The organism is Pseudomonas frederiksbergensis (assembly GCF_003732705.1).
In the GTDB taxonomy this organism is placed as follows: Bacteria; Pseudomonadota; Gammaproteobacteria; order Pseudomonadales; family Pseudomonadaceae; genus Aquipseudomonas; species Aquipseudomonas frederiksbergensis_F.
On record NZ_MOBR01000025.1, the window covers coordinates 1 to 23,632 of the forward strand.

The following is a 23,632-nucleotide window of genomic DNA, read 5'->3' on the forward strand; positions in this document are numbered from 1 at the left end:
GCGAGGCTTGCCCGCGAAGGCGATGTGTCAGCCGACATCAATGCAGGCTGACACAGCGCCTTCGCGGGCAAGCCTCGCTCCTACAGGGGTTTAGCGCCGAGGCCGCCCTGTTCGGCGATCCAGCGGGTCGCCATGTCGATAAAGGCGCGCAACTTCGGTTGCGTCTGGGTGCGACTGGGGAAGTACAGGTACAACCCAGAACTCAATGGCACAAACGGCTGCAGCACCCGTTGCAGGCGTCCATCGGCCAAGTCGTCGGCAATCTCCAGATCACAGGCGTACGCCAGGCCCAGGCCATCCCGGGCCGCAGCCACCAGCAACTTGCGGTCGTTGACGATCACGCCACCGGCCACACCCACGGTAAAGTCGCGACTGTCGCGGCGAAATTCCCAGCGATGGGCATTGCCCGACGTCGAAAAGCGAAAGCCGATGCATTCATGCCCGGTCAACTCTTCCGGGCTGGCCGGTTCGCCGGCCTTGGCGAAATACGCCGGGGAGCCCACCACCGACCATTGCAGGTCTGGCGTCAGGCGTACGGCGACCATGTCTTTCTCGATGGACTCACCCAAGCGAATCCCGGCGTCGAAACCGCCCGCCATCAGGTCCACGGTGGCGTCGTCCAGAGAAATATCCAGGGTGACTTGTGGGTGAGCCTGGCGAAACAGCGGAATCAGCGGCTCGATCAACAGTGCGCCGGACAAGCGTGGCGCAGTGATGCGCAGCGTGCCCATCGGTTGATCGCGAAAACCGCTGAGCACCGCCAGCGCTTCATCGATTTCACTGGCCGCCGGACGCAAACGCGTGAACAGGCTGGCGCCGGCCTCGGTCAACGCCACGCGGCGAGTCGTGCGCTGGAACAGCAGCACGCCGGTGCGCCGCTCCAGCAGCTTGATCGCATGGCTCACCGCCGTGGGCGTGACGGCCAGTCGGGTGGCGGCGAGGGTGAAGCTTTTGTGCTCGGCTACTGCCAGGAATTCGGTCAAGCCGTCGAAAGGGTCGTGGTTCATGCTTAGCCCATTATGAAACTGCGTTTCATAGTGCTTGTAACACGAGGGCATTTTTCCGACCAATCTTGCGGCGTACCTTTGTGCCTATCCCAACCCCACAAGGTATCGATCATGAGCACTTCTAACGCTTTCAACCGTGTCTGGCTCGTCACTGGCGCTTCCCGTGGCATTGGCGCAAAAATTGTTGCGGCGGCTTTGGCCAACGGTGATGCCGTGGTCGCTACCGCCCGTGATGCGAGCAAGTTGATTGAACGCTTCGGCGATCAGCCGGGTTTGCTGGCCGCCACCCTCGACGTGACCAACGAAGCCCAGGGGGCCGCAGTGGCCAAGGCAGCCATCGAACACTTCGGGCGCATCGACGTGCTGGTCAACAACGCCGGTTTCGGTTTGCTCGGCGCGGTGGAAGAGGCGAGCAGTGATGAAATCAAGCGGCTGTACGAAACCAACGTCTTCGGCCTGCTGAATGTCACTCGCGGGGTGCTGCCGTACATGCGTGCCGCCCATAGCGGTCATGTGATCAATATTTCTTCGGTGGGCGGCTTTCAGTCGGCACCGGGCTACGGCGTTTACTGCTCGACCAAGTTTGCCGTCGAAGCCCTGAGCGAAGCCCTGCACGGCGAACTGGCGCCGCTGGGGGTGAAAGTGACCGTGGTTGAGCCGGGCTATTTCCGCACCGACTTCCTCGATACCAACTCCTTGGTCGAATCCCCTGAAACCATTGCCGACTACGCCCCGACTGCCGGCGAAGTGCGCAAACTGGCCAAGGCTGTGAATCAGCAGCAGCCCGGTGACCCGGAGAAACTGGCCCAGGCGATGATCACCCTGGTCGAGGCCGACAACCCACCGCTGCGCTTGCCGCTGGGGACGGATTCGGTGCGTTACATCCAGGCCAAGAATGCGTTTGTCGCCGACGAACTCAACACCTGGCGAGCACTCTCAGAGTCCACCGATTTCTAGTCCCAACCGATAACCCCTGTAGGAGCGAAGCTTGCTCGCGAAAGCGGTCTTCCAGTTGATAGACATATCGACTGATACGACGCCTTCGCGAGCAAGCTTCGCTCCTACAGGGGTATCAACACATCAGGCCTTTGTGACCGGCGGTCGCAGAAGCTGGCCGCCCGGTCAATCTGCGCTTAGCTGTATGGATAACCCGAGGCGCGCGTAGATCCGCCGACCCCGTAGGAGCAAAGCTTGCTCGCGATGGCGCCGTGTCAATCAGCACATCACTGCCTGACACGACGCCATCGCGAGCAAGCTTTGCTCCTACGGGTGTGGTGGTCTCAGTAATGCGCCCCCTTCAGAACACCGTGAGTCTGAGGAAGATCCGCCATGCTGACCCTGAATATCAATGGCAAGGACCAGACGCTGGATGTCCCCGCGGACATGCCGCTGCTGTGGGTCCTGCGCGATGTCGCGCACCTGACCGGGACCAAGTTCGGTTGCGGCATGGCCCAGTGCGGTGCCTGCACCGTGCATGTCGACGGCGCGCCGCTGCGTTCCTGCATTACCCCGGCCACCGCCGTGGCCAACGGGCAAAAAATCCTCACCATCGAAGGCCTGTCCACCGACGGTTCGCACCCGGTGCAACAAGCCTGGGCCGAACTCGACGTGGTGCAGTGCGGTTACTGTCAGTCGGGGCAGATCATGTCCGCCGCCGCCTTGCTGGCGAAGATCCCAAAGCCCACCGACAGCGACATTGACCAGGCGCTCTCCGGCAATATCTGCCGCTGCGGCACCTATCCAAGGATCCGCGCGGCGGTCAAACGCGCCGCCGAGATCGGTTGAGGGCATGTCATGAACAGCAGCATCAATCCCGTATCACGTCGCGGTTTTCTCAAGGGCAGCGCGGTGCTCGGCGGTGGTCTGGTGGTGGCGTTTGTCATCCCCGGCGGTCATCGTTTTGCCCTGGGCGCCGAGAACCAGGGCAACGCCTTCGCACCCAATGCCTTCCTGCGCATCGGCAACGACAACAGCGTCACCATACTGCTCGGCCACTCGGAAATGGGCCAGGGCATCTGGACCGGGCTGACCATGCTGATTGCCGAAGAACTGGACGCCGACTGGTCGAAAATCCGCGTCGAACATTCCCCGGCCTCGGCCAAGGATTATGGTTTGGCCGGGTTTGGCGGCATGCAGATCACCGGTGGCTCGACCTCGACCTGGATGGAGTTCGACCGCTATCGCCAGGCCGGCGCCGCCGCGCGGTTGATGTTGATCGACGCCGCGGCCAAACGCTTCAACGTCGCCCCGTCCGAGATTCGCACCGAACCGGGGGTAGTCATCGCCGGTGACCAGCGCGCGACCTACGGCGAACTGGCGGATGACGCCGGCAAGCTGCCGGTGCCGGATCCGGCCTCTATCAAGTTCAAGGAAGCCAAGGACTGGAAGATTATCGGCAAACCGACCCCGCGCCTCGACACCCCGGAAAAAATTACCGGCCGCGCCAAGTTCGGCATGGATGTGCAGTTCGACGGGCTGATGACCGCCATGGTCGCCCGCCCGCCGGTGTTCGGTGGCAGCGTCAAATCCTTTGAAGGCGCTGCGGCGCTGGCGGTGCCAGGCGTGCACAAAGTGGTGCAAGTGCCCACGGGCGTGGCGGTGATTGCCGACCATTACTGGGCAGCCAAACTGGGGCGCGATGCGCTGAAAATCGACTGGGATCTGGGGCCGAACACCGGGCTCGACAGCGTGAAGTTGCTGGAAAGCTTCCGCCAACTCGCCGCCACCCCCGGCATCCCGGCCAGTCAGGCCGGGGACACCGCCGCCACTTTGAAGAAAGCGGCGAAAACCATCGACGTCGAATACAGCGTGCCGTACCTGGCCCACGCGCCCATGGAGCCGCTCAACTGCACGGTGAAAATCACCGCGGACAAATGCGAGATCTGGACCGGCACCCAGTTCCAGACCCTCGATCAAATGGTCGCGGGCAAGATCACCGGGCTCAAACCTGAACAGGTGGAAATCCACACCGAATTCCTGGGTGGCGGTTTCGGTCGTCGAGCCAATCCGACCTCTGACTTTGTCGCCGAAGCGGTCGAGGTGGCCAAGGCGGCCGGCATGCCGGTGAAAACCGTGTGGTCCCGTGAGGACGACATTCGCGGCGGTTATTACCGCTCGATGTTCCTGCATCAAGCGAACATCGGCCTGGATGCCGACGGCCTGCCGCTGGCCTGGAAGCATGTGATGGTCGGGCAGTCGATCATGGACGGCACGGCGTTCGCGGCGACCATGGTCAAGGACGGCGTCGACAAAACTTCGGTCGAAGGTGTGGCCGACAGTCCCTACATTGAAAAACTGGCGAATCATCAGGTGGAACTGCATTCGCCGAAGACCGGCATCAGCGTGCTCTGGCTGCGTTCGGTAGGTCACAGCCACAACGCGTTTGTCATGGAGTCGTTGATCGACGAACTGGCCGAAGCGGCGGGCAAGGACCCGGTGGAATATCGACGAACGTTGCTCAAGGAGCATCCGCGACATCTGGGCGTGTTGAACCTGGCGGTGGAAAAAGCCAACTGGGACGAGCCGCTGCCGGACGGGCATGCCTTGGGTGTGGCGGTGCATGAGTCGTTTGGCAGCTACGTCGCCCATGTCGCCGAAGTGTCCGAGGACAACCTGAAAATTCGCGTGCACCGGGTGGTGTGTGCGGTGGATTGCGGCATCGCGGTCAACCCGCAGAGCATCGCCGCGCAGATGGAATCCTGCGTCACCTTCGGCCTCGGTTTTGCCCTGCGCAGCAAACTCACGTTCAAGGACGGCCAAGTGGTGCAGTCCAATTACCACGACTATCAGGTGCTGCGGCTCAACGAAATGCCGGTGGTTGAGGTGCACATCGTGCCCAGCACCGACAAACCCGGCGGTATCGGCGAGGCCGGTGTACCGCCCGTGGCGCCAGCGGTGGCCAACGCGGTGTTCGCCCTGACCGGGCAGCGCTTGCGCGAGCTGCCGTTGCAACTGTCGGGGGTGTGACATGAAACGACATTTGATCCTTGGAGCGGTAGTGCTGGTGGGGCTGAGCGGATACGCCTCGGACCTGTTCGCGGCGGACAATCAGGCCGCGCTGGAAGCCTTCGGTACCGTGCAAAAGGTCTTCCAGAGCCCGCGCTGTCAGAACTGCCACATCCCCGGCGATTCACCGTTGCAGTTCGACGCCGGCACCCCGCACGCAATGAACGTGGTGCGCGGCATGGACGGCAAGGGCGCCGCCGGTTTGCCCTGTGCCACTTGCCACGCGGAAAACAATCCGCCGGCCAGTTACGGCTCCCACGCACCGCCGGGTGCGCCACATTGGAGCCTGCCGCCCGCCGCGCACAAAATGGCCTGGATCGGTCTGCCGGCCGACAAGCTCTGCGCGCTGATCAAGGATCGCTCCAGCAACGGCGACCGGGATTTCGCCGCGCTGATCAAGCACGTCAGCGACGACAAACTGGTGCTCTGGGGCTGGAATCCGGGGGGTAATCGGGCGCCGGTGCCGGTGCCGCACGACATCTTTGTCACGCAATTCAAGCTCTGGGCGCAGGCCGGAGGTCCGTGTCCCGTGGCGGGCATCTGACCAACGGCGGGTTAAAAAGGAGTCAAACCGGGTATCTGCGGCTCTAACGTACATACCCATCGCAGGAGTGACACATGCTGCTTCCAGGCAAACCGATCAAACCGGGCACTTGCGCAGACACCTCGCACGGCCCGGACACTGCACTGCAGGAGCGCGAATTGCTGCGCGACCTGGCGCGCCAGGCCGAGCGGGAACTGACGGCGGTGCAGGTGGCGAGCATGGACGAATTGACCCTGTTACCCAATCGCCATGGCTTCCAGGCCTTGGCACAAATGGGTCTGGACGCTTGCTTGCGAATGGGCAAACCGGCGACCTTGCTGTTTTTCGACCTCGATAACTTCAAACACATCAACTATCTGTACGGCCGCGCCGAAGGCGATGATGCCTTGAAGACCTTCGCCGATGTGCTGCGGATCGCCTTTCGCGAAAGCGATGTGATCGGGCGCATGGGCAGCGATGAGCTCGCGGCGTTGCTGACCGGCGCCAACGCCGTGGAGATCCCGGCGATACGGGCGCGGCTCGAAGAGATGCTCGACGAGCGCAACGCCACGGTGCATCGCGGGTATGACATTCGCTTCAGTGTCGGCCAGATCGAGTTTCATCCAGCGCTGCACCAGTCCGCGGAAGGGCTAGTGGCCGCGATCGGTGAGCAGCTCAGCGGCCACCCGTTCGGCCACTCTTAGCAGCGAACCGTCAGTTCGGAAGCGGCCGATCATCTGCAATCCAATCGGTAACAGCCCTTCGGCCCGTGGCAGCGGGATATTCACCTGCGGCAAGCCGAACGCACCCCAGAACTTGATGAAGTCCGATGGTCCGGTGTTTTCGGCGCTGTCCACCGCCAGGGGCGCGAGCATTGCGCAATTGGGGGCGAGGATCGCGTCGAAGGGCTGGCACAGTTCGTTCAGGCGCGGTGCGAGTGCTGCCAATCGGGCCTTGGCGGCGGTTTCCTGATCCCAGGTAGTCGCTGCGGCGCGGTCGAACATCGCCAGTATCGAAGGGCTCAACAGGCTGCGGTGTTGTTCAAACTCTTTCGCCAGCGAGCGGGCACCTTCGCAATCGTTGATGATCAGGTGATCGTCGAACACCCCGGCGAATTCATCCGGCAGTGTTAGTTCGCTGACCTGATGGCCGGCGTGGCGCAGCCGTTCAACGGCCTGTTCCAGCGCTTCGGCCACCTCGGGTTGTACCTGATCCCAGCGCGGCGTACGGCAGAAGCCCAGGTGCAGTGGGCGCTGCTGTGATTCAGGCAGTTCGAAACCCGGAATCAACACCCGCGCCACCAGGCCCAGGTCCCGCACTGAGCGACCGTACCAACCCACGGTGTCGAAACTCGGCGCCAGGGGTTTTACCCCTTCCAGCGACACCAGCCCAAACGACGGCTTGAACGCGAACAGGCCGCAATAGGCCGCCGGTTTCAGCAGCGATCCGGCGGTCTGCGTGCCCAACGCCACAGCAAAGAAATCCGCCGCCATCCCGGCTGCCGAACCGGCGCTGGAGCTGCCCGGCGTGCGCTCCAGGTCATGGGGATTACGAGTTGGGCCGGTGCGCATGTAGGCAAATTCAGTGGTGTGGGTCTTGCCCATGATCAGCGCGCCGGCCTGGCGCAGCAGCGTCACCACGTGGGCGTCCCGGGACGGTTGGTGGTCGGCGTAGATCGGCGAAAAGAACTGCGTGGGATGGTCGGCGCTGTCGAGGATGTCCTTGATGCCCACCGGCACACCCGCGAGCAGGCCCCGGCCCTCATTTAACGAGGCTTGCAGGCGCACTTGCAGTGGTTTGAACGAGGCGAAGGCGTGCACATCCGGTTCCAGCGCTTCAATGCGTTCCAGAAAGGCGTCGGCAACCTCGGCGACCGTTGTCTCGCCATGCCTCACCGCTTCACTGATGGCGCTGGCGTCCAGGGCAGGGCGGATCATTTGGCGAACAACTGGCTGATGTCCTTGAACGCCTTGAATTCCAGGGCATTGCCGCAGGGGTCGAAAAGAAACATCGTGGCTTGCTCGCCCACCAGGCCCTGGAAACGAATGCCTGGTTCAATCACGAACTGCGTACCCAGGCCTTGCAGACGCTCCGCCAGCGCTTCCCACTCTGTCATCCCCAGTACCACGCCAAAATGCGGCACCGGCACGTTGTGGCCATCCACGGCGTTGGTGTGCGCGGCTTCCTGCGAAGCGTTTTTCGGCGCCAGGTGAATCACCAATTGATGGCCGAAAAAGTTGAAATCCACCCAATGGTCGCTGGAACGGCCTTCTTCCAGGCCGAACACTTCGCCATAAAAGCTGCGCGCGGCCGCCAGGTCATACACCGGAATGGCGAGGTGAAAAGGGGAGAGCTGCATCGGGTCATCCTCAACGATGAAAAGTTGCAGTTGAGTTTAGCTCTGTGCTTTTTGATTAAAAGACGATAATTTTTGCGTCGAGCTCAAATTATTTAGATCAATCGGCGGCGCTTATGCTTCGGGAACTGAAGACCTTTATCGCGGTGACCCGCTACGGCACCTTCGCGGCGGCCGGCATGCACATCGGCCTCACGCAATCGGCGGTCAGTGCGCAGATGCGCAACCTGGAACAGGCCTTGGGCATTCGCCTGTTCGACCGCACCGGACGTCAGGCGCTGCTCAATGCGGCGGGGCAACGGGCGTTGCCGATGGCCAGGGAAATGCTGGAAACCTTTGCGCGGATGGCGGTCAGTGATGACGTCAGTGAGTATCGTGGCGAATTGAAGATCGGCGCCGTGGCCACGGTGCAGACCGGTTTGCTGCCCCAGGCGTTGTTGCGTCTGCGGCAGCAGGCACCGTTGCTGGAAGCGAAACTGGTGCCCGGCGTTTCGCTGAACTTGTTGAGCCAGGTCGACACCGGCGAAGTGGACCTGGCGATCCTGATCAAGCCGCCGTTCGAACTGCCCAAGGAATTGTCGGCGCAGGTCATTCGCAAGGAGCCGTTTGTGCTGATCGTGCCGGCGGAGCTGGAAGGCGATGATCCGTTACAGATACTCGCCGAGCATCCTCACGTGCGCTACGACCGTAATTCGTTCGGCGGGCGTCTGGTGACGCGGTTTCTGCGGGAGCAGCAGATTGACGTGCGGGTGGCGCTGGAACTGGATGAGCTGGAAGCCATTGTGAAAATGGTCGAGTGCGGGTTGGGGGTTTCGCTGCTGCCGGAGGCGGGGTTGTGGGTGGAGTATGGGGCGAAGGTCAGGGTGATTGCCTTGGGTGACCTGACGTTTTACCGGGAAATCGTGTTGTTGCAGCGCTATAGCCAGCGGATGCAGCCGATTCAACAGTTGTTTGCGCGGTGCCTCCTGCCCACCTGAAATCAACCGGTAGTTGGCTCTTGAAGACATAAAATTGGCTCGTGATGGTACTAGAACTGATATTTATGACAGGTGTGGAACATGCGCAATTAGAGCAATAGTTGCCAGGACAAGCAAACTGAAAAGGATGTTTAGAATGTCAACGCATAATGATCAAGCGCTCACAGCAACGCCGGGTGATCTGGATCCTGAGTTCGGGCTAAACGGTATTTATCCAATCCCTAGTTTCAGTGGCTCATTCAGAGGGGTCGTCGAAGTTGATGGAGGCCGCTTTGTTTATACCTATTGGGAATCTGGAGAGTGTGTATTAGGCCGTGGGTCGGCAGACGGAATTCCTGATACTGGATTTGGACAGGGAGGTTATACACGATGGGCGTTTCACCCTGGCAAGGAATCAATACCCGCTCAGTTACTCCGAGCAGGCAATGGAAAAATCCTCCTTGTCGGTGCCGTTAGAACCGAAATAGAAAGGTCGCAAGCAGCCATTACGCGGTTCAACGCGAACGGTAGTCCGGACCTGATTTTCGGTAATGTGATTTTGCCTTTCCCTGCAGAGGGCAACATTACTTCGGGTTTTCCGACGGGATGTCTTCAGGCCGATGGCAAGATTCTATTAGCTCAACAGTACTACAGGATTGGCGATGGTTTCAGGGCCATCGTGGTTCGTCGACTTTTAGCTGACGGCCAGGCGGATATAAGCTTTGGTGAGGGTCGTGGATTTATCGAAGTGCGGTTTAAAGACCAGAATTCATCATTAACAAGTTTGGCGGTTTTACCGGACGAAAAAATTCTGGTTGGCGGTCAAATTAGCCGAGCAAGTAATAATACAGCGGATATGGCTGTAGCCCGTTTTCTTCCAAGTGGAGACTTGGACGTAACCTTTGGCAATTCAGGTTACTGGGAGTTGAAGGCGGGCTATTCAAATATGCAGAAAATGATTGTTCATAAAGACAAAATAATCTGTGCGGGTAATGTAAGCCAGGTAAAAGGTTTTGTAATGGCCATGGCAAGAGTGACAGTGGAAGGGGTCTTTGATCCAGACTTTAATGGTGGCGAACTGTTGACGATTAATATTCCATCTGATTCGCCGGGCTATAACGTTTCGTCCAATGCAGTCAATGTACAGTCGGATGAGAAAATCGTCGTGGCGGGGACCGCAGGTCAGACTTCTGCTTTCTGGCTTCGCCTACTGCCTAAAGGGGCCCTTGATCTGGCATTCGGTAATAGGGGTATTGGAACTTACAATCAGGTCCGACGGTTGGGAGGCGCCATTGTATTGAATGCCAGTCAGCGAATTGTTATCGCGCTGGATACACGGCCTCCGCTGATAGTGGGTGTTCTCGGCTGACTGTTCTGTACCGATATTCATTAGTGCAAAAAAAACCCGCCAATCTCGGCGGGTTTTTTTCAGGCGCTAACCGAAGATCACTCTTCGATATTGCCCATCGCAGTGGTGTTGAAACCACCGTCTACGTACATGATTTCGCCGCTGATGCCGGACGCCAGGTCCGAGCACAGGAAGGCGCCGGCGTTGCCGACTTCGTCGATGGTGACGTTACGACGCAGCGGGGTTTGCGCTTCGTTGGCGGCCAGCATTTTGCGGAAGTTCTTGATGCCGGAAGCCGCGAGGGTGCGGATCGGGCCAGCCGATACGGCGTTGACGCGAGTACCGTCCGGGCCCAGGGAGCCGGCCAGGTAACGGACGCCCGCTTCCAGGGAAGCCTTGGCCATGCCCATCACGTTGTAGTTCGGCATGGTGCGCTCGGCGCCCAGGTACGACAGGGTCAGCAGGCTGCCATTGCGGCCTTTCATCATTTCGCGGCCAGCCTTGGCCAGGGCCACGAAGCTGTAGGCGCTGATGTCGTGAGCGATGCGGAAACCTTCGCGGGTGGTGGCTTCGGTGAAGTCGCCGTCCAGTTGGTCGCCCGGTGCGAAGCCGACGGAGTGAACGATCACGTCCAGGCCATCCCACTTTTTGCTCAATTCTTCGAAGACCTTGGCGATTTCTTCATCGCTGGCCACGTCGCACGGGAAGCACAGCTCAGGGCTCGAGCCCCAGCCTTGTGCGAATTCTTCAACACGACCTTTCAGTTTGTCGTTCTGATAAGTGAAGGCAAGCTCAGCGCCCTCGCGATGCATGGCGGCAGCGATGCCGGATGCGATGGACAGCTTGCTGGCGACACCGACGATCAGTACGCGCTTACCGGCGAGAAAACCCATGTGTTGCTCCTCTCTTTCAGGTTATTGCGCAGTGGCTGGTGCCAGGAAAGCGGCTTCCAGCAACTGCTGTGTATACGGATGTTGGGGGGCGGCAAAAATACTTTGCGCGTCTCCCTGTTCGACCACTTGGCCATGCTTGACCACCATCAACTGGTGGCTCAGCGCTTTGACGACAGCCAGGTCATGGCTGATAAACAGATACGTCAGGTTGTACTTGGTTTGCAGTGAACGCAAAAGCTCCACCACTTGGCGTTGCACTGTCCGGTCGAGGGCCGAAGTCGGCTCGTCCAGCAAGATTAACGCCGGTTTTAGCACTAATGCCCGGGCAATGGCGATTCTCTGCCGTTGCCCGCCGGAAAATTCGTGGGGGTAGCGGTTCCGGGTTTCCGGGTCCAGGCCTACCTCCTTTAATGCCGCAATAATCGCTTGTTCCTGCTGCGCCTCGGTGCCCATCTTGTGGATCCGCAGGCCTTCGCCGACGATCTGGCTCACGCACATCCGTGGGCTCAGGCTACCGAAGGGGTCCTGGAACACCACCTGCATCTCCCGGCGTAACGGCCGAACTTCGCCTTGCGTCAGGCAGTCTAGCTGCTTGCCTTCAAAACGGATGCCGCCCTTGCTACCGATCAGCCGCAAAATCGCCAAACCCAGCGTCGATTTGCCGGAACCGCTTTCTCCCACAATCCCCAAAGTCTGACCTTGAGGCAGGCTGAAATTGATTCCGTCCACTGCTTTGATGTAATCCACCGTGGTTTTCAAGAAGCCTTTCTTGATCGGGAACCAGACTTTCAGGTCCTCGACTTGCAGCAATGGCGGGCCAATAACGTTGGTCGCAGGCTTGCCGCTGGGCTCCGCTGCCAGCAGTTCCCGAGTGTACGGATGCTGCGGCGCGCGGAACAACTCTTCGCACGATGCCTGTTCGACGATGCAACCGCGCTGCATGACACATACGCGATGCGCAATTCTTCGCACCAGGTTCAAATCGTGACTGATCAGTAGCAGCGACATGCCCAATCGGGCTTGAAGTTCCTTGAGCAAATCGAGGATTTTCAGCTGAACGGTCACGTCCAGCGCGGTGGTCGGTTCGTCGGCAATCAGCAGTTCCGGCTCGTTGGCCAGGGCCATCGCAATCATCACCCGCTGCCGTTGGCCGCCGGACAGTTCATGAGGCAACGCCTTCAGCCGCTTGTGCGGCTCGGGAATGCCGACCATCTCCAGCAACTCCAGGGTGCGCTTGGTCGCGACTTTACCGGTCAGGCCCTTGTGGATGCCCAGGATCTCGTTGATCTGCTTCTCGATCGAGTGCAGCGGATTGAGCGAGGTCATCGGCTCCTGGAAAATCATCGCGATCCGGTTGCCGCGGATGTGGCGGATGGTTTTCTCTTTCAGCCTTAGCAAGTCTTGCCCGGAATACTCGATGGTGCCGGACGGGTGCCGGGCCAGCGGGTAGGGCAGCAGGCGCAGAATCGAGTGGGCGGTCACCGATTTGCCGGAGCCGCTTTCACCGACCAATGCCAGGGTTTCGCCGCGCTTGATATCGAAGCTCACGCCTTCGACCACCCGCTGCACGCGCTCGCCGACGACGAATTCGACGGCGAGGTCGCGCACTTCGATCAGATTGTCCTGATTCATTTCACTTCCTCGGGTCGAAGGCATCGCGAGCGGACTCGCCGATAAACACCAGCAAACTCAACATCAACGCCAGCACGGCAAACGCGCTCATGCCCAGCCACGGCGCTTGCAGGTTGGATTTGCCCTGGGCCACCAGTTCACCCAGGGACGGACTGCCCGCCGGCAAACCGAAGCCCAGGAAATCCAACGCCGTCAGCGTGCCGATGGCGCCGGTCAGGATGAACGGCATAAAGGTCATGGTCGAGACCATGGCGTTGGGCAAAATGTGGCGGAACATGATCGCGCCATTTTGCATCCCCAGCGCCCGGGCCGCGCGCACGTATTCAAGGTTGCGGCCACGCAGGAACTCGGCGCGCACCACGTCCACCAGGCTCATCCACGAGAACAGCAGCATGATCCCCAGCAGCCACCAGAAGTTCGGCTGGACGAAACTGGCGAGGATTATCAGCAAGTACAGCACCGGCAATCCGGACCAGATTTCGAGGAAACGCTGCCCGGCCAGATCGACCCAGCCGCCATAGAACCCCTGCAGGGCGCCGGCAATCACGCCGATGATCGAGCTGAGAATGGTCAGCGTCAGGGCAAACAGCACCGAAATCCGGAAACCGTAGATCACCCGGGCCAGCACGTCGCGGCCCTGATCGTCGGTGCCCAGCAGGTTGTCCGCCGACGGTGGCGCCGGGGCCGGGACTTTCAGGTCGTAGTTGATGCTCTGGTAGCTGTAGGGGATCGGCGCCCACAGAATCCAGGCGTCCTTGGCCTTGAGTAATTCGCGGATGTACGGGCTCTTGTAGTTGGCTTCCAGCGGGAATTCGCCGCCGAAGGTGGTTTCCGGGTAGCGCTTGAGTGCCGGGAAGTACCAGCCGTTGTCGTAATGCACCACCAGCGGCTTGTCGTTGGCGATCAGTTCGGCGCCGAGGCTGGCGCCAAACAGGATCAGGAACAGCCACAGCGACCACCAGCCACGCTTGTTGGCCTTGAACAGTTCGAAGCGGCGGCGATTGAGGGGGGACAGGCTCATCTCAATGCTCCCGGTGTTCGAAGTCGATGCGCGGATCGACCAGGGTGTAGGTGAGGTCGCCGATCAGTTTCACCACCAGCCCCAATAACGTGAAGATAAACAGCGTGCCGAACACCACCGGGTAATCGCGGTTGATCGCCGCTTCAAAACTCATCAGGCCGAGGCCGTCGAGGGAGAAAATCACTTCCACTAACAGCGAGCCGGTAAAGAAGATCCCGATAAACGCCGACGGGAATCCGGCGATCACCAGCAGCATCGCGTTGCGGAACACATGACCGTAGAGCACGCGGTGATTGGTCAGGCCCTTGGCTTTGGCGGTCACCACGTACTGCTTGTTGATTTCATCGAGGAAGCTGTTTTTGGTCAGCAGGGTCATGGTCGCGAAGTTGCCGATCACCAGCGCCGTCACCGGCAGCGCCAGGTGCCAGAAGTAATCGAGAACCTTGCCGCCCATGCTCAGCTCGGCGAAGTTATTCGAGGTCAGGCCCCGTAGCGGGAACCAGTCCAAATAGCTGCCGCCGGCAAACAGCACAATCAGCAAAATGGCAAACAGGAACGCCGGGATCGCGTAGCCGACGATAATCAGCGAACTGGTCCAGACGTCGAAGTGGCTGCCGTGTCGCGTGGCCTTGGCGATCCCCAGCGGGATCGACACCAGGTACATGATCAGCGTGCTCCACAGGCCGAGGGAGATCGACACCGGCATCTTTTCCTTGATCAGGTCGATGACCTTGGCGTCGCGGAAGAAGCTGTCGCCGAAATCCAGGGTCGCGTAGTTCTTGACCATGATCCACAAGCGTTCCGGCGCCGATTTGTCGAAGCCGTACATGTGCTCGATTTCCTTGACCAGCGCCGGGTCCAGGCCCTGGGCGCCGCGATAGGCGGAGCCGGCCACCGAGACTTCGGCACCGCCACCGGCGATGCGGCTGGTGGCGCCTTCAAAGCCTTCGAGCTTGGCGATCATCTGCTCCACCGGGCCACCGGGGGCGGCCTGGATGATCACGAAGTTGATCAGCAAAATGCCGAACAAGGTCGGGATGATCAGCAGCAGTCGCCGAAAAATATACGCCAGCATCTGATTACTCCGTGCCCGCAGGGTCGGCTTGCAGTTTGGTTTCGACTTCTACCGCCGGTTTCGCGTCAGGCTTGACCCACCAGGTGGCAATGCCGACATCGTACTTGGGTGAAATTTTTGGATGGCCGATGTGATTCCAGTAGGCCACGCGCCAGGTCTTGATGTGCCAGTTGGGGATCACGTAATAGCCCCATTGCAGCACGCGGTCCAGTGCCCGGGCGTGGGCCACCAGGCTTTTACGCGATTCGGCGTTGATCAGGCCTTCGACCAATTGGTCCACCACCGGGTCTTTCAAGCCCATGGAATTGCGGCTGCCGGGTTTGTCGGCGGCGGCGGACATCCAGAACTCGCGCTGTTCGTTGCCCGGCGAGTTGGACTGCGGGAAGCTGCCGACGATCATGTCGAAGTCCCGGGAGCGCACGCGGTTGATGTATTGCGAGACGTCAACCCGGCGGATCACCAGGTCGATCCCGAGATCACTGAGGTTGCGCTTGAACGGCAACAGCACCCGTTCGAATTCGGTCTGGGCCAGCAGGAATTCGATGGTCACCGGTTTGCCGGTGGCATCGACCATTTTGTCATCGACGATCCGCCACCCGGCCTCTTGCAGCAGTTGATAGGCCTTGCGCTGCTGGGTGCGGATCATGCCGCTGGCGTCGGTCGTCGGGTTCTGGAACGCCTCGCTGAACACTTCGGCCGGAAGTTTGCTGCGGAACGGGTCGAGGATCGCCAGTTGATCGGCGTCCGGCAGGCCGGTGGCGGCCATTTCCGAGTTTTCGAAATAACTGCGGGTGCGCGCATAGGCGCCGTTGAACAGTTGCTTGTTGGTCCATTCAAAGTCCAGCAGCAACGTCAGGGCCTGACGCACGCGGATGTCCTGGAACACTGGGTGGCGCAGGTTGAAGACGAAGCCTTGCATGCCGGTCGGGTTGCCGTTGGGGATCTGTTCCTTGATCAACCGCCCCTCGGTCACGGCCGGGATGTTGTAGGCGTTGGCCCAGTTCTTCGCGGTCATCTCCAGCCAGTAATCAAACTGCCCGGCCTTGAGCGCTTCCAGGGCGACGGTGTTGTCGCGGTAATAATCGGTGGTCATCACGTCGAAGTTGTAGAAACCACGGTTGGCCGGCAGGTCCTTGCCCCAGTAATCCTTGACCCGTTCATAGCGCACCGAGCGCCCGGCCTTCACTTCGCTGACCCGATAAGGGCCGCTGCCCAGCGGGATTTCCAGGTTGCCCTTGTTGAAATCCCGGGTGGCCCACCAGTGTTTTGGCAGCACCGGCAACTGGCCGAGGATCAACGGCAGTTCGCGGTTGTTGCTGTGCTTGAACTTGAACAGCACTGTCAGCGGGTCTTCGGCGACCACATCCTCGACATCGCTGTAATAGCCGCGATAGAGCGGGGCGCCGTCCTTGATCAGGGTCTGGAAACTGAACACCACGTCTTCGGCGCGCACCGGGTGGCCGTCGTGGAAACGTGCTTCAGGACGCAGGTAGAAACGCACCCAGCTGTTGTCCGGGGCTTTCTCGATCTTGCCGGCGATCAGGCCGTATTCGGTGAATGGTTCATCCAGACCCTGTTTGGCCAGGGTGTCGTAGATCATCCCGACATCATCGGCCGGCACGCCTTTGCTGATGAACGGGTTGAGGCTGTCGAAGCCGCCGAAACCGGCCTGGCGGAAGATTCCGCCCTTGGGCGCGTCCGGGTTGACGTAGTCGAAATGCTTGAAATCGGCCGGGTATTTCGGCGGCTCGTTATACAGGGTCAAGGCATGTTGCGGGGCGGCGCAGGCCAGCCCGGCGAATAACAGACCGCTGGCCTGCAAGAGCAGGGCGCGTACGGGTTTCATTGAACTTTCTCCGCGGATTTCAGCCACCACGCGCTCAAGCCCAGGGTGTAGGGCGGCGTCGTGACAAAGGCGAACCGGTTGCGGTAGGCCAGGCGATGATAATTGAGGTACCAGTTGGGAATGCTGTAGTGCTGCCACAACAGCACCCGGTCGAGGGCTTTGCCGGCGGCGACCTGTTCATCGCGGGTCTGGGCGGCGAGCAATTGTTCGAGCAAATGATCGACCACCGGGTTGGCGATGCCGGCGTAATTCTTGCTGCCCTTGACCCCGACCTGGCTGGAATGAAAGTACTGCCATTGCTCCAGGCCCGGGCTAAGGGTCTGGTTGAGGGTCATCAGGATCATGTCGAAATCGAACTGATCCAGGCGTTGTTTGTACTGGGCGCGATCCACCGTGCGCAGCCGCGCGTCGATGCCGATGCTGGCAAGGTTCTCGACGTAGGGCTGGAGGATGCGCTCCAGGTTGGGATTGACCAGCAGGATCTCGAAACGCAGCGGTTGGCCGTTGGCGTTCTGCACCCGCTGGCCATTGAGCTTCCAGCCGGCCTCGTTGAGCAGGCTCAGGGCCTTGCGCAGGGTTTCCCGTGGAATGCCGCGGCCTTCGGTCTGCGGCAGGCTGAAGGGCTCGGTGAAGAGCTTGGCGGGTAACTGCTCGCGATAAGGCTTGAGCGTCAGCCATTCGTGTCCGACCGGCAGCCCGGTGGCGGCGAACTCACTGTTGGGGTAGTAACTCATGGCGCGTTTGTAGGCGCCGCTGAACAGCGTGCGGTTGGTCCACTCGAAATCGAACATCAGCCCCAGCGCTTCGCGCACCTTGACCTCGGCAAAGGTCGGGCGCCGGGTGTTCATGAACAGGCCCTGGCTCTGGGTCGGAATCTGGTGCGGGATCTGCGCCTTGATCACATCGCCGCGCCGCACCGCCGGAAAGTTGTAACCGTTGTCCCAGTTCTTCGCCTGGTGCTCGATGTAGATGTCGAACTCGCCGGCCTTGAAGGCTTCGAAGGCCACGTCGCTGTCACGGTAGAACTCGACTTCCATGCGATCGAAGTTGTACTTGCCGCGATTGACCGCCAGGTCCTTGCCCCAGTAATCCTTGACCCGTTCGAAGACCAGCTGCCGCCCCGGTTGCACCGAAGTGATGCGATACGGCCCGCTGCCCAGCGGCGGCTCGAAGGTGGTGGCTTTGAAGTCGCGACCTTTCCAGTAATGCTGGGGCAGCACCGGCATCTCGCCCAAGCGCAGGATCAGCAAAGGATTGCCGGCGCGCTTGAACACAAAACGAATGCGTTGCGGGTTGAGAATGTCGACCCTCAGCACTTCCTGAAGGTTGGTGCGGTACTGCGGATGGCCTTCCTTGAGCAGCAAACGGTAGGAAAACGCCACGTCGTAGGCGGTGATCGGCGTGCCATCGTGGAACCGCGCTTCGGGGCGCAGGTTGAACACCACCCAGCTGCGGTCCTCGCTGTACTCCACCGATTGGGCGATCAGGCCATAACTTGAAGTCGGCTCATCGCCCGACGGCGCGTACTGGCCGGTACCGACCATCAGCGGTTCGTTGAGCTCGTTGATGCCGTATTGCAGGAAATTCGCCGTGGTCACCGGGCTGGTGCCCTTGAAGGTGTACGGATTGAGCGTATCGAAGGTGCCAAACGCCATCACCCGCAACGTACCGCCCTTGGGCGCTTGCGGGTTGACCCAGTCGAAGTGGGTAAATCTGGCCGGGTACTTGAGCGTGCCGAACTGCGCATAACCATGGCTTTCGCTGATCGTCGCGCTTGCGCAGGGGCTCAAGGCCAGGCTGATCAGGAGAAGGAGGAGGGGACGCTTCAAGTCAGGGATCCGATCCAGGCGGCTTGGGCTTTGTGGGCCGTACAGTAACAGCTTGTATCGACAGGAAAAAGACAGGGGCTTAATGCGCTGTTAATTGCGGGTGCGCCGCAGAACTTGTGGGAGCGAGCCTGCTCGCGAAAGCGGTGTGTCAGGCGATATTACTGTTGACTGTGCCACCGTCTTCGCGAGCAGGCTCGCTCCCACATGGGACCTGTGACAACCCTGGGGTTACAGGCAAAAAAAAGCCCCTGAATTTCAGGGGCTCTTTTTAGCGTGGCGAAGAAACGGTCAGCATCTGACCCGGCTTCAGCGCCTGGCCAACCCGTGGGTTCCAGCGCTTGAGATGCTGCATCTCAACGTTGAAACGCTTGGCCACCATGTACAGCGAGTCGCCTTGCTGGACCTTGTACTGAGTTTGCTGCGTTTTGCTGGTTGCCTTGCCGCTGGACTTGCTGTTCGACGCCACGACGGTGTTGACGCGACCGCCACTGCGCTTGGCAGGTGTTTTGTCCTGCATGACCAGCGTCTGGCCGACTTTGAGGTTCTTGCCGGTCATCTTGTTCCAGCGTTGCAGATCCTTGACATCGACCTTGTTGGCCTTGGCGATAGCGGCGAGGTTATCGCCACGTTTCACCCGGTAGGCGCGCTTGAGTTTGGCGATTTCGTTATCGTCAGCGCCTTCGAACACCGGCTTGAGGGAACGCTGACTGATCAGTTCCTCGGGGCGCATGGTCGACAGGCTGGCAGTCAGCAGTTGCGCCTTGGACGTCGGCACCAGCAAATGCTGGGGACCGTCGATGGTGGTGCGCTGCTTGAACGCCGGGTTGAGCTGGAACAGTTCGTCTTCGTCGATATTGGCCACCGCGGCAACCTTGGACAGGTCCATGCGCTGGTTGATTTCGACGACCTGGAAGTACGGTTCGTTGGCGATCGGGTTGAGGTTCACGCCGTAGGCTTCCGGCGCCAGTACCACTTGCGACAGGGCCAGCAACTTCGGCACGTAGGCCTGGGTTTCGGCTGGCAGCGGCAGGTTCCAGTAGTCGGTCGGCAGGCCGAGCTTCTCGTTGCGCTCGATGGCGCGGCTGACCGTGCCTTCACCCGCGTTATAGGCGGCGAGGGCCAGCAACCAGTCACCGTTGAACATGTCGTGCAAGCGGGTCAGGTAGTCCATGGCCGCGGTGGTCGAGGCGGTGATGTCGCGACGGCCATCATAGAAACGGGTTTGACGCAGGTTGTAGTAACGTCCGGTGGAAGGAATGAATTGCCAAAGACCCACCGCGTCGGCCCGGGAATAGGCCATCGGGTTGTAGGCGCTTTCAATCACTGGCAGCAGCGCCAGCTCCAGCGGCATGTTGCGTTCTTCAAGGCGTTCGATGATGTAGTGAATGTACAGGCTGCCACGTTCGCCGGCATTTTCGAGGAAGGACGGGTTGCTGGCGAACCACAGTCGTTGTTGCTCGATGCGCGGGTTGACGCCCAGGTTGTCCTGGAGCTGGAAGCCTTGGCGCATGCGCTCCCAGACGTCCTGTGGTACTTGCGGTGTTGGTTTTTCGCTGAGCCAGATGGGTTTCTGCTTGGCTCGCGCGGCGATATTCGGAGTGTGTGTCGCTTCGGTCTGCGGCACATGGCTTGAACAGCCCGCCAAAGTGGCGGACACAGCCACCGCAATGGCTTGAGCCAAGCGGGTCAATGCGTCTGAATTGATGGCTTTACGAATAGATGACGACATTGGCTGGAAGTGAGTTCCGGGCAAAAATGTCGGGCGATTCTAGAAAGCGTACCCCTCGCGGTCAACCATTCAGAATTTTTGTACCAATAGGTAGCCAGCTTAGAACTTATCTTTCCAAGCCCGCAAGGCAGCAAAGACCGCACTCGGACCCCGGTTTTGGGTTCCATTCCGTTCGTCCACTTTTTCTTTAACGGATGTTTCGTCGACACGCAAAAACGGGTTGGTCAGCTTTTCAAGCGCCAGCGTAGAGGGCAGCGTCATGATTCCGGCTTCACGCTGCGCGGTGACTTTTTCCAGACGTGCGGCAGTGTCCGGATTGCCCGGTTCCACCGCTGCGGCGAATTTCAGGTTGCTCAGGGTGTATTCGTGGGTGCAGTAAACCAGCGTGTCCTCGGGCAACGACGCCAGGCGCGTCAGCGAGGTGTGCATCTGCTCCGGGGTGCCTTCGAACAGGCGCCCGCAACCGGCGGCAAACAAGGTGTCGCCGCAAAACAGCAAGCCATGGTGATAAAAGGCAATATGCCCAAGGGTGTGGCCGGGCACGGCGTAGACATCAAATTCCAAGCCAAGCACGTTGATGCGGTCGTTGTCCTTGAGCGCGACGTCCCGCGCCGGAATGGTTTCGCTGGCCGGGCCGTAGACTTTCGCGTCTGTCGCATTTTTCAGCTGCTCGACGCCGCCGACGTGGTCATGATGATGGTGAGTGATCAGAATATCGCTGAGCACCCAGCCCGGATGCGCCGCCAGCCAGGCTTGTACGGGGGCAGCGTCTCCCGGATCGACCACGGCGCAGCGTTGGGTGCGGTGGTCCTGTAACAACCAGATGTAGTTGTCGGTGAAGGCGGGCAGGGCACTGATCTGTATCATCGTCGGATTCGCCAAGCGGAAAACAATGGCGCATCTTAGAACTTCCTGGCGCTTTGGAGAATGCAATGACCGATAAAGCGTTCGCTCAGGCCGATCCTGAGTGGCTGACATTGATCAGCGCCGCCCGTGAATGGCTGTCCGGCCCGATCGGGCAATTTCTGCTGGACGAAGAACGGCGCATGCTCGAAGACGAGTTGGGCCGGTTCTTCGGCGGCTACCTGGTGCACTACGGTCCATCGGCCGAAACACCGCCGTCGGCGCCGCAAGTGCAACGCAACGTACGACTCGGTGCACCCTTGCCCGGGGTCGAAATCGTCTGCGAAGAACAGGCCTGGCCCTTGAGCGAGCATGCCGCCGACGTGGTGGTGTTGCAGCATGGGCTGGATTTCTGCCTGTCGCCCCACGGTTTGCTGAGGGAAGCGGCGAGCAGCGTGCGGCCCGGCGGGCATTTGCTGATCATCGGCATCAATCCCTGGAGCAGTTGGGGCCTGCGGCATGTGTTCGCTCACGACGCCTTGCGCAAGGCCCGGTGCATTTCGCCGTCACGGGTCGGCGACTGGCTGAACCTGCTCGGCTTCGCGCTGGAGAAACGCCGCTTCGGGTGCTATCGTCCGCCGCTTGCGTCGCCCAAATGGCAGAGCCGTCTGGCGGGTTGGGAACGCAAGGCCGGTGACTGGCAACTGTCGGGCGGCGGCTTCTATTTATTGGTGGCGCGCAAGATCGTGGTCGGCCTGCGCCCCGTGCGTCAGGAACGACGCGAGCCGATGGGCAAGCTGATTCCGTTGCCGATGGCCAAGGTCAATCGTCGCCATATCGAGCCGTAAACACTCTTTATTTTCCCGGCCGGGTTTGCCCGGCCTCGGGCATCGTCGATCCTGGATCGGCGAGCCACCGCATTTTTCTGGATAGATTGGCATGAGCGATAGCGTAGAACTGTTCACTGATGGCGCCTGCAAAGGCAACCCTGGCCCCGGCGGCTGGGGCGCACTGCTGGTGTGCAAGGGCGTCGAGAAGGAACTGTGGGGCGGCGAAGCCAACACCACCAACAATCGCATGGAGCTGATGGGCGCAATCAAAGGCCTGGAAGAGTTGAAGCGTTCCTGCGACGTGCTGCTGGTGACCGACTCCCAGTACGTGATGAAAGGCATCAACGAGTGGATGGCCAACTGGAAGAAGCGCGGCTGGAAAACCGCAGCGAAAGAACCGGTCAAGAATGCCGACCTGTGGAAACTGCTGGACGAACAGGTCAACCGCCACACGGTGACCTGGAAGTGGGTGCGCGGGCACATCGGCCACCATGGCAACGAACGGGCTGACCAGTTGGCCAATCGTGGCGTGGATGAAGTGCGTGGTTACAAACAGGATTGATCTCACACTGATCGTTCCCACGCTCCCGCGTGGGAATGCATCCCGTGACGCTCCGCGTCACATCAGGAGCCAGACGCGGAGCGTCCGTGGCGGCATTCCCACGCAGAGCGTGGGAACGATCAATTTCGGGGTGGGCGAGTCGACGTGCGAGCGTGTTAAGATCGCCGCTTTTGCACGATTGACCCGTTGAGAGCTGAACACTGATGGCAACCAGATCCGTTGTACTCGATACCGAAACCACCGGCATGCCGGTGACCGACGGCCACCGGATTGTCGAAATCGGTTGTGTCGAATTGGTCGGTCGGCGTCTTACGGGCCGGCACTTCCACGTGTATCTGCAACCGGACCGCGAGAGTGATGAAGGGGCCATTGGCGTCCACGGCATCACCAACGAATTCCTGGTGGGCAAGCCGCGCTTCGCCGAAGTGGCCGATGAGTTTTTCGAATTCATCAAGGGCGCGCAGCTGATCATCCATAACGCGGCGTTCGACGTTGGCTTCATCAACAACGAATTCGCGCTGATCGGCCAGCAGGATCGCGCCGACATTACGCAGCACTGCTCGATCCTCGACACCCTGATGATGGCCAGGGAACGTCACCCGGGGCAGCGCAACAGCCTCGATGCCTTGTGCAAACGCTACGGCGTCGACAACTCCGGCCGTGAATTGCACGGCGCCTTGCTCGACTCCGAGATCCTCGCCGACGTTTACCTGACCATGACCGGCGGCCAGACCAGCCTGTCGCTGGCGGGTAACGCGTCTGACGGCAACGGTTCAGGCGAAGGCGCGGACAACTCCGCCACCGAGATTCGCCGCCTGCCGGCTGATCGCCAGCCGACCCGGATTATCCGCGCGAGCGAAGATGATCTGGCGCAGCACCTCGTACGCCTGGAAGCGGTGGCCAAATCCGCTGGGGCGCCGTCGTTGTGGCAGCAGTTGGTGGAAGCAAAAGCGGCAGGCTGAAGGCTTTTTGTGGCGAGGAGGCTTGCCTGTGCCGAGGGGGCTTGCCCCCGTTGGGTCGCGAAGCGACCCCCCCGCCCGCTCTCTTTCAGATAAACCGCATCCGCAATGTTTACGACTGCTGCGCAGCCGAACGGGGGTAAACCCCCTCGCCACAAGGTCCTGCATCAACCTCGAATCATCATTTCAGACTGAGATAGATGGCCACATGATGGTGC

21 protein-coding genes are annotated in these 23,632 nt (G+C 60.4%); 10 read left to right on the plus strand and 11 right to left on the minus strand.

Annotated features, from left to right (window positions below; translation table 11 throughout):
• Positions 1 to 80: 80 nt before the first annotated feature.
• Positions 81 to 1,007 carry a LysR family transcriptional regulator gene (locus BK667_RS23120; RefSeq protein WP_123599029.1) on the minus strand — a complete coding sequence of 309 codons (927 nt, stop codon included), beginning with the start codon at positions 1,005 to 1,007 and terminating at the stop codon, positions 81 to 83.
• Between the two features lie 111 nt (positions 1,008 to 1,118).
• Here BK667_RS23120 and BK667_RS23125 point away from each other — a divergent pair, with 111 nt between their 5' ends.
• From BK667_RS23125 to BK667_RS23150, 5 genes are all read left to right on the plus strand, one after another.
• Entirely contained in the window at positions 1,119 to 1,964 is an 846-nt protein-coding gene (locus tag BK667_RS23125; protein WP_123599030.1) for an oxidoreductase, read from the plus strand.
• Between the two features lie 372 nt (positions 1,965 to 2,336).
• Positions 2,337 to 2,792: a (2Fe-2S)-binding protein gene (locus BK667_RS23135; RefSeq protein WP_123514461.1), complete on the plus strand. Its 456-nt coding sequence runs from the start codon at positions 2,337 to 2,339 to the stop codon at positions 2,790 to 2,792.
• A gap of 9 nt (positions 2,793 to 2,801) precedes the next feature.
• Entirely contained in the window at positions 2,802 to 4,973 is a 2,172-nt protein-coding gene (locus BK667_RS23140) for a xanthine dehydrogenase family protein molybdopterin-binding subunit (protein ID WP_123599031.1), read from the plus strand.
• Position 4,974: 1 nt separating this feature from the next.
• A complete protein-coding gene (locus BK667_RS23145; protein WP_123599032.1) occupies positions 4,975 to 5,556 on the plus strand; it encodes a hypothetical protein in 582 nt (193 codons plus the stop codon).
• Positions 5,557 to 5,630: 74 nt separating this feature from the next.
• Entirely contained in the window at positions 5,631 to 6,239 is a 609-nt protein-coding gene (locus BK667_RS23150) for a GGDEF domain-containing protein (RefSeq protein WP_123599033.1), read from the plus strand.
• Here the strand turns inward: BK667_RS23150 and BK667_RS23155 are convergent.
• Together BK667_RS23155 and BK667_RS23160 are read right to left on the minus strand one after the other, a co-directional pair.
• The gene (locus BK667_RS23155) at positions 6,186 to 7,472 is read right to left on the minus strand and encodes an amidase (protein ID WP_123599034.1); all 1,287 of its coding nucleotides are present in this window, start codon (positions 7,470 to 7,472) and stop codon (positions 6,186 to 6,188) included. The genes BK667_RS23150 and BK667_RS23155 overlap by 54 nt on opposite strands.
• Positions 7,469 to 7,894, minus strand: a complete 426-nt coding sequence (locus BK667_RS23160; protein WP_123514456.1) for a VOC family protein — start codon at positions 7,892 to 7,894, stop codon at positions 7,469 to 7,471. Before BK667_RS23160 ends, BK667_RS23155 begins: the two co-directional genes overlap by 4 nt.
• 113 nt (positions 7,895 to 8,007) lie before the next feature.
• On the opposite strand from BK667_RS23160, the gene BK667_RS23165 reads away from it, so the two are divergent.
• Together BK667_RS23165 and BK667_RS23170 are read left to right on the plus strand one after the other, a co-directional pair.
• Complete coding sequence (locus BK667_RS23165) at positions 8,008 to 8,868, plus strand: LysR family transcriptional regulator (protein WP_123599035.1); 861 nt, start codon at positions 8,008 to 8,010, stop codon at positions 8,866 to 8,868.
• 136 nt (positions 8,869 to 9,004) lie between these two features.
• Positions 9,005 to 10,216: a hypothetical protein gene (locus tag BK667_RS23170; RefSeq protein ID WP_185058268.1), complete on the plus strand. Its 1,212-nt coding sequence runs from the start codon at positions 9,005 to 9,007 to the stop codon at positions 10,214 to 10,216.
• Between the two features lie 77 nt (positions 10,217 to 10,293).
• On the opposite strand, the gene fabI is transcribed toward BK667_RS23170, so the two are convergent.
• From fabI to gloB, 8 genes are all read right to left on the minus strand, one after another.
• The gene (gene fabI / locus BK667_RS23175) at positions 10,294 to 11,088 is read right to left on the minus strand and encodes an enoyl-ACP reductase FabI (RefSeq protein WP_121733857.1); all 795 of its coding nucleotides are present in this window, start codon (positions 11,086 to 11,088) and stop codon (positions 10,294 to 10,296) included.
• Between the two features lie 21 nt (positions 11,089 to 11,109).
• Positions 11,110 to 12,720 (minus strand): ABC transporter ATP-binding protein, encoded by a 1,611-nt coding sequence (locus BK667_RS23180; protein ID WP_123599037.1) that lies wholly within the window; start codon positions 12,718 to 12,720, stop codon positions 11,110 to 11,112.
• A 1-nt stretch (position 12,721) separates the two neighbouring features.
• Positions 12,722 to 13,741, minus strand: coding sequence for an ABC transporter permease (locus tag BK667_RS23185; protein ID WP_123514451.1), 1,020 nt, complete (start codon positions 13,739 to 13,741; stop codon positions 12,722 to 12,724).
• Position 13,742: 1 nt separating this feature from the next.
• Positions 13,743 to 14,816 (minus strand): microcin C ABC transporter permease YejB, encoded by a 1,074-nt coding sequence (locus tag BK667_RS23190; protein WP_123514450.1) that lies wholly within the window; start codon positions 14,814 to 14,816, stop codon positions 13,743 to 13,745.
• Positions 14,817 to 14,820: 4 nt separating this feature from the next.
• The gene (locus BK667_RS23195; protein ID WP_123514449.1) at positions 14,821 to 16,662 is read right to left on the minus strand and encodes an extracellular solute-binding protein; all 1,842 of its coding nucleotides are present in this window, start codon (positions 16,660 to 16,662) and stop codon (positions 14,821 to 14,823) included.
• Complete coding sequence (locus tag BK667_RS23200) at positions 16,659 to 18,467, minus strand: extracellular solute-binding protein (protein WP_375539185.1); 1,809 nt, start codon at positions 18,465 to 18,467, stop codon at positions 16,659 to 16,661. The genes BK667_RS23195 and BK667_RS23200 overlap by 4 nt, the downstream gene beginning before the upstream one ends.
• Before the next feature lie 292 nt (positions 18,468 to 18,759).
• Entirely contained in the window at positions 18,760 to 20,220 is a 1,461-nt protein-coding gene (locus BK667_RS23205; protein WP_123599039.1) for a transglycosylase SLT domain-containing protein, read from the minus strand.
• A 99-nt stretch (positions 20,221 to 20,319) separates the two neighbouring features.
• Positions 20,320 to 21,087, minus strand: coding sequence for a hydroxyacylglutathione hydrolase (gene gloB, locus BK667_RS23210; RefSeq protein WP_123514466.1), 768 nt, complete (start codon positions 21,085 to 21,087; stop codon positions 20,320 to 20,322).
• 65 nt (positions 21,088 to 21,152) lie between these two features.
• On the opposite strand from gloB, the gene BK667_RS23215 reads away from it, so the two are divergent.
• From BK667_RS23215 to dnaQ, 3 genes are all read left to right on the plus strand, one after another.
• Positions 21,153 to 21,911, plus strand: coding sequence for a methyltransferase domain-containing protein (locus tag BK667_RS23215; RefSeq protein WP_123514445.1), 759 nt, complete (start codon positions 21,153 to 21,155; stop codon positions 21,909 to 21,911).
• Between the two features lie 91 nt (positions 21,912 to 22,002).
• On the plus strand, positions 22,003 to 22,455 hold the full coding sequence (gene rnhA, locus BK667_RS23220) for a ribonuclease HI (RefSeq protein ID WP_054047533.1): 453 nt from the start codon (positions 22,003 to 22,005) through the stop codon (positions 22,453 to 22,455).
• A 203-nt stretch (positions 22,456 to 22,658) separates the two neighbouring features.
• Positions 22,659 to 23,417, plus strand: a complete 759-nt coding sequence (dnaQ, locus tag BK667_RS23225; RefSeq protein WP_123514444.1) for a DNA polymerase III subunit epsilon — start codon at positions 22,659 to 22,661, stop codon at positions 23,415 to 23,417.
• The last annotated feature ends 215 nt before the right edge of the window (positions 23,418 to 23,632 follow it).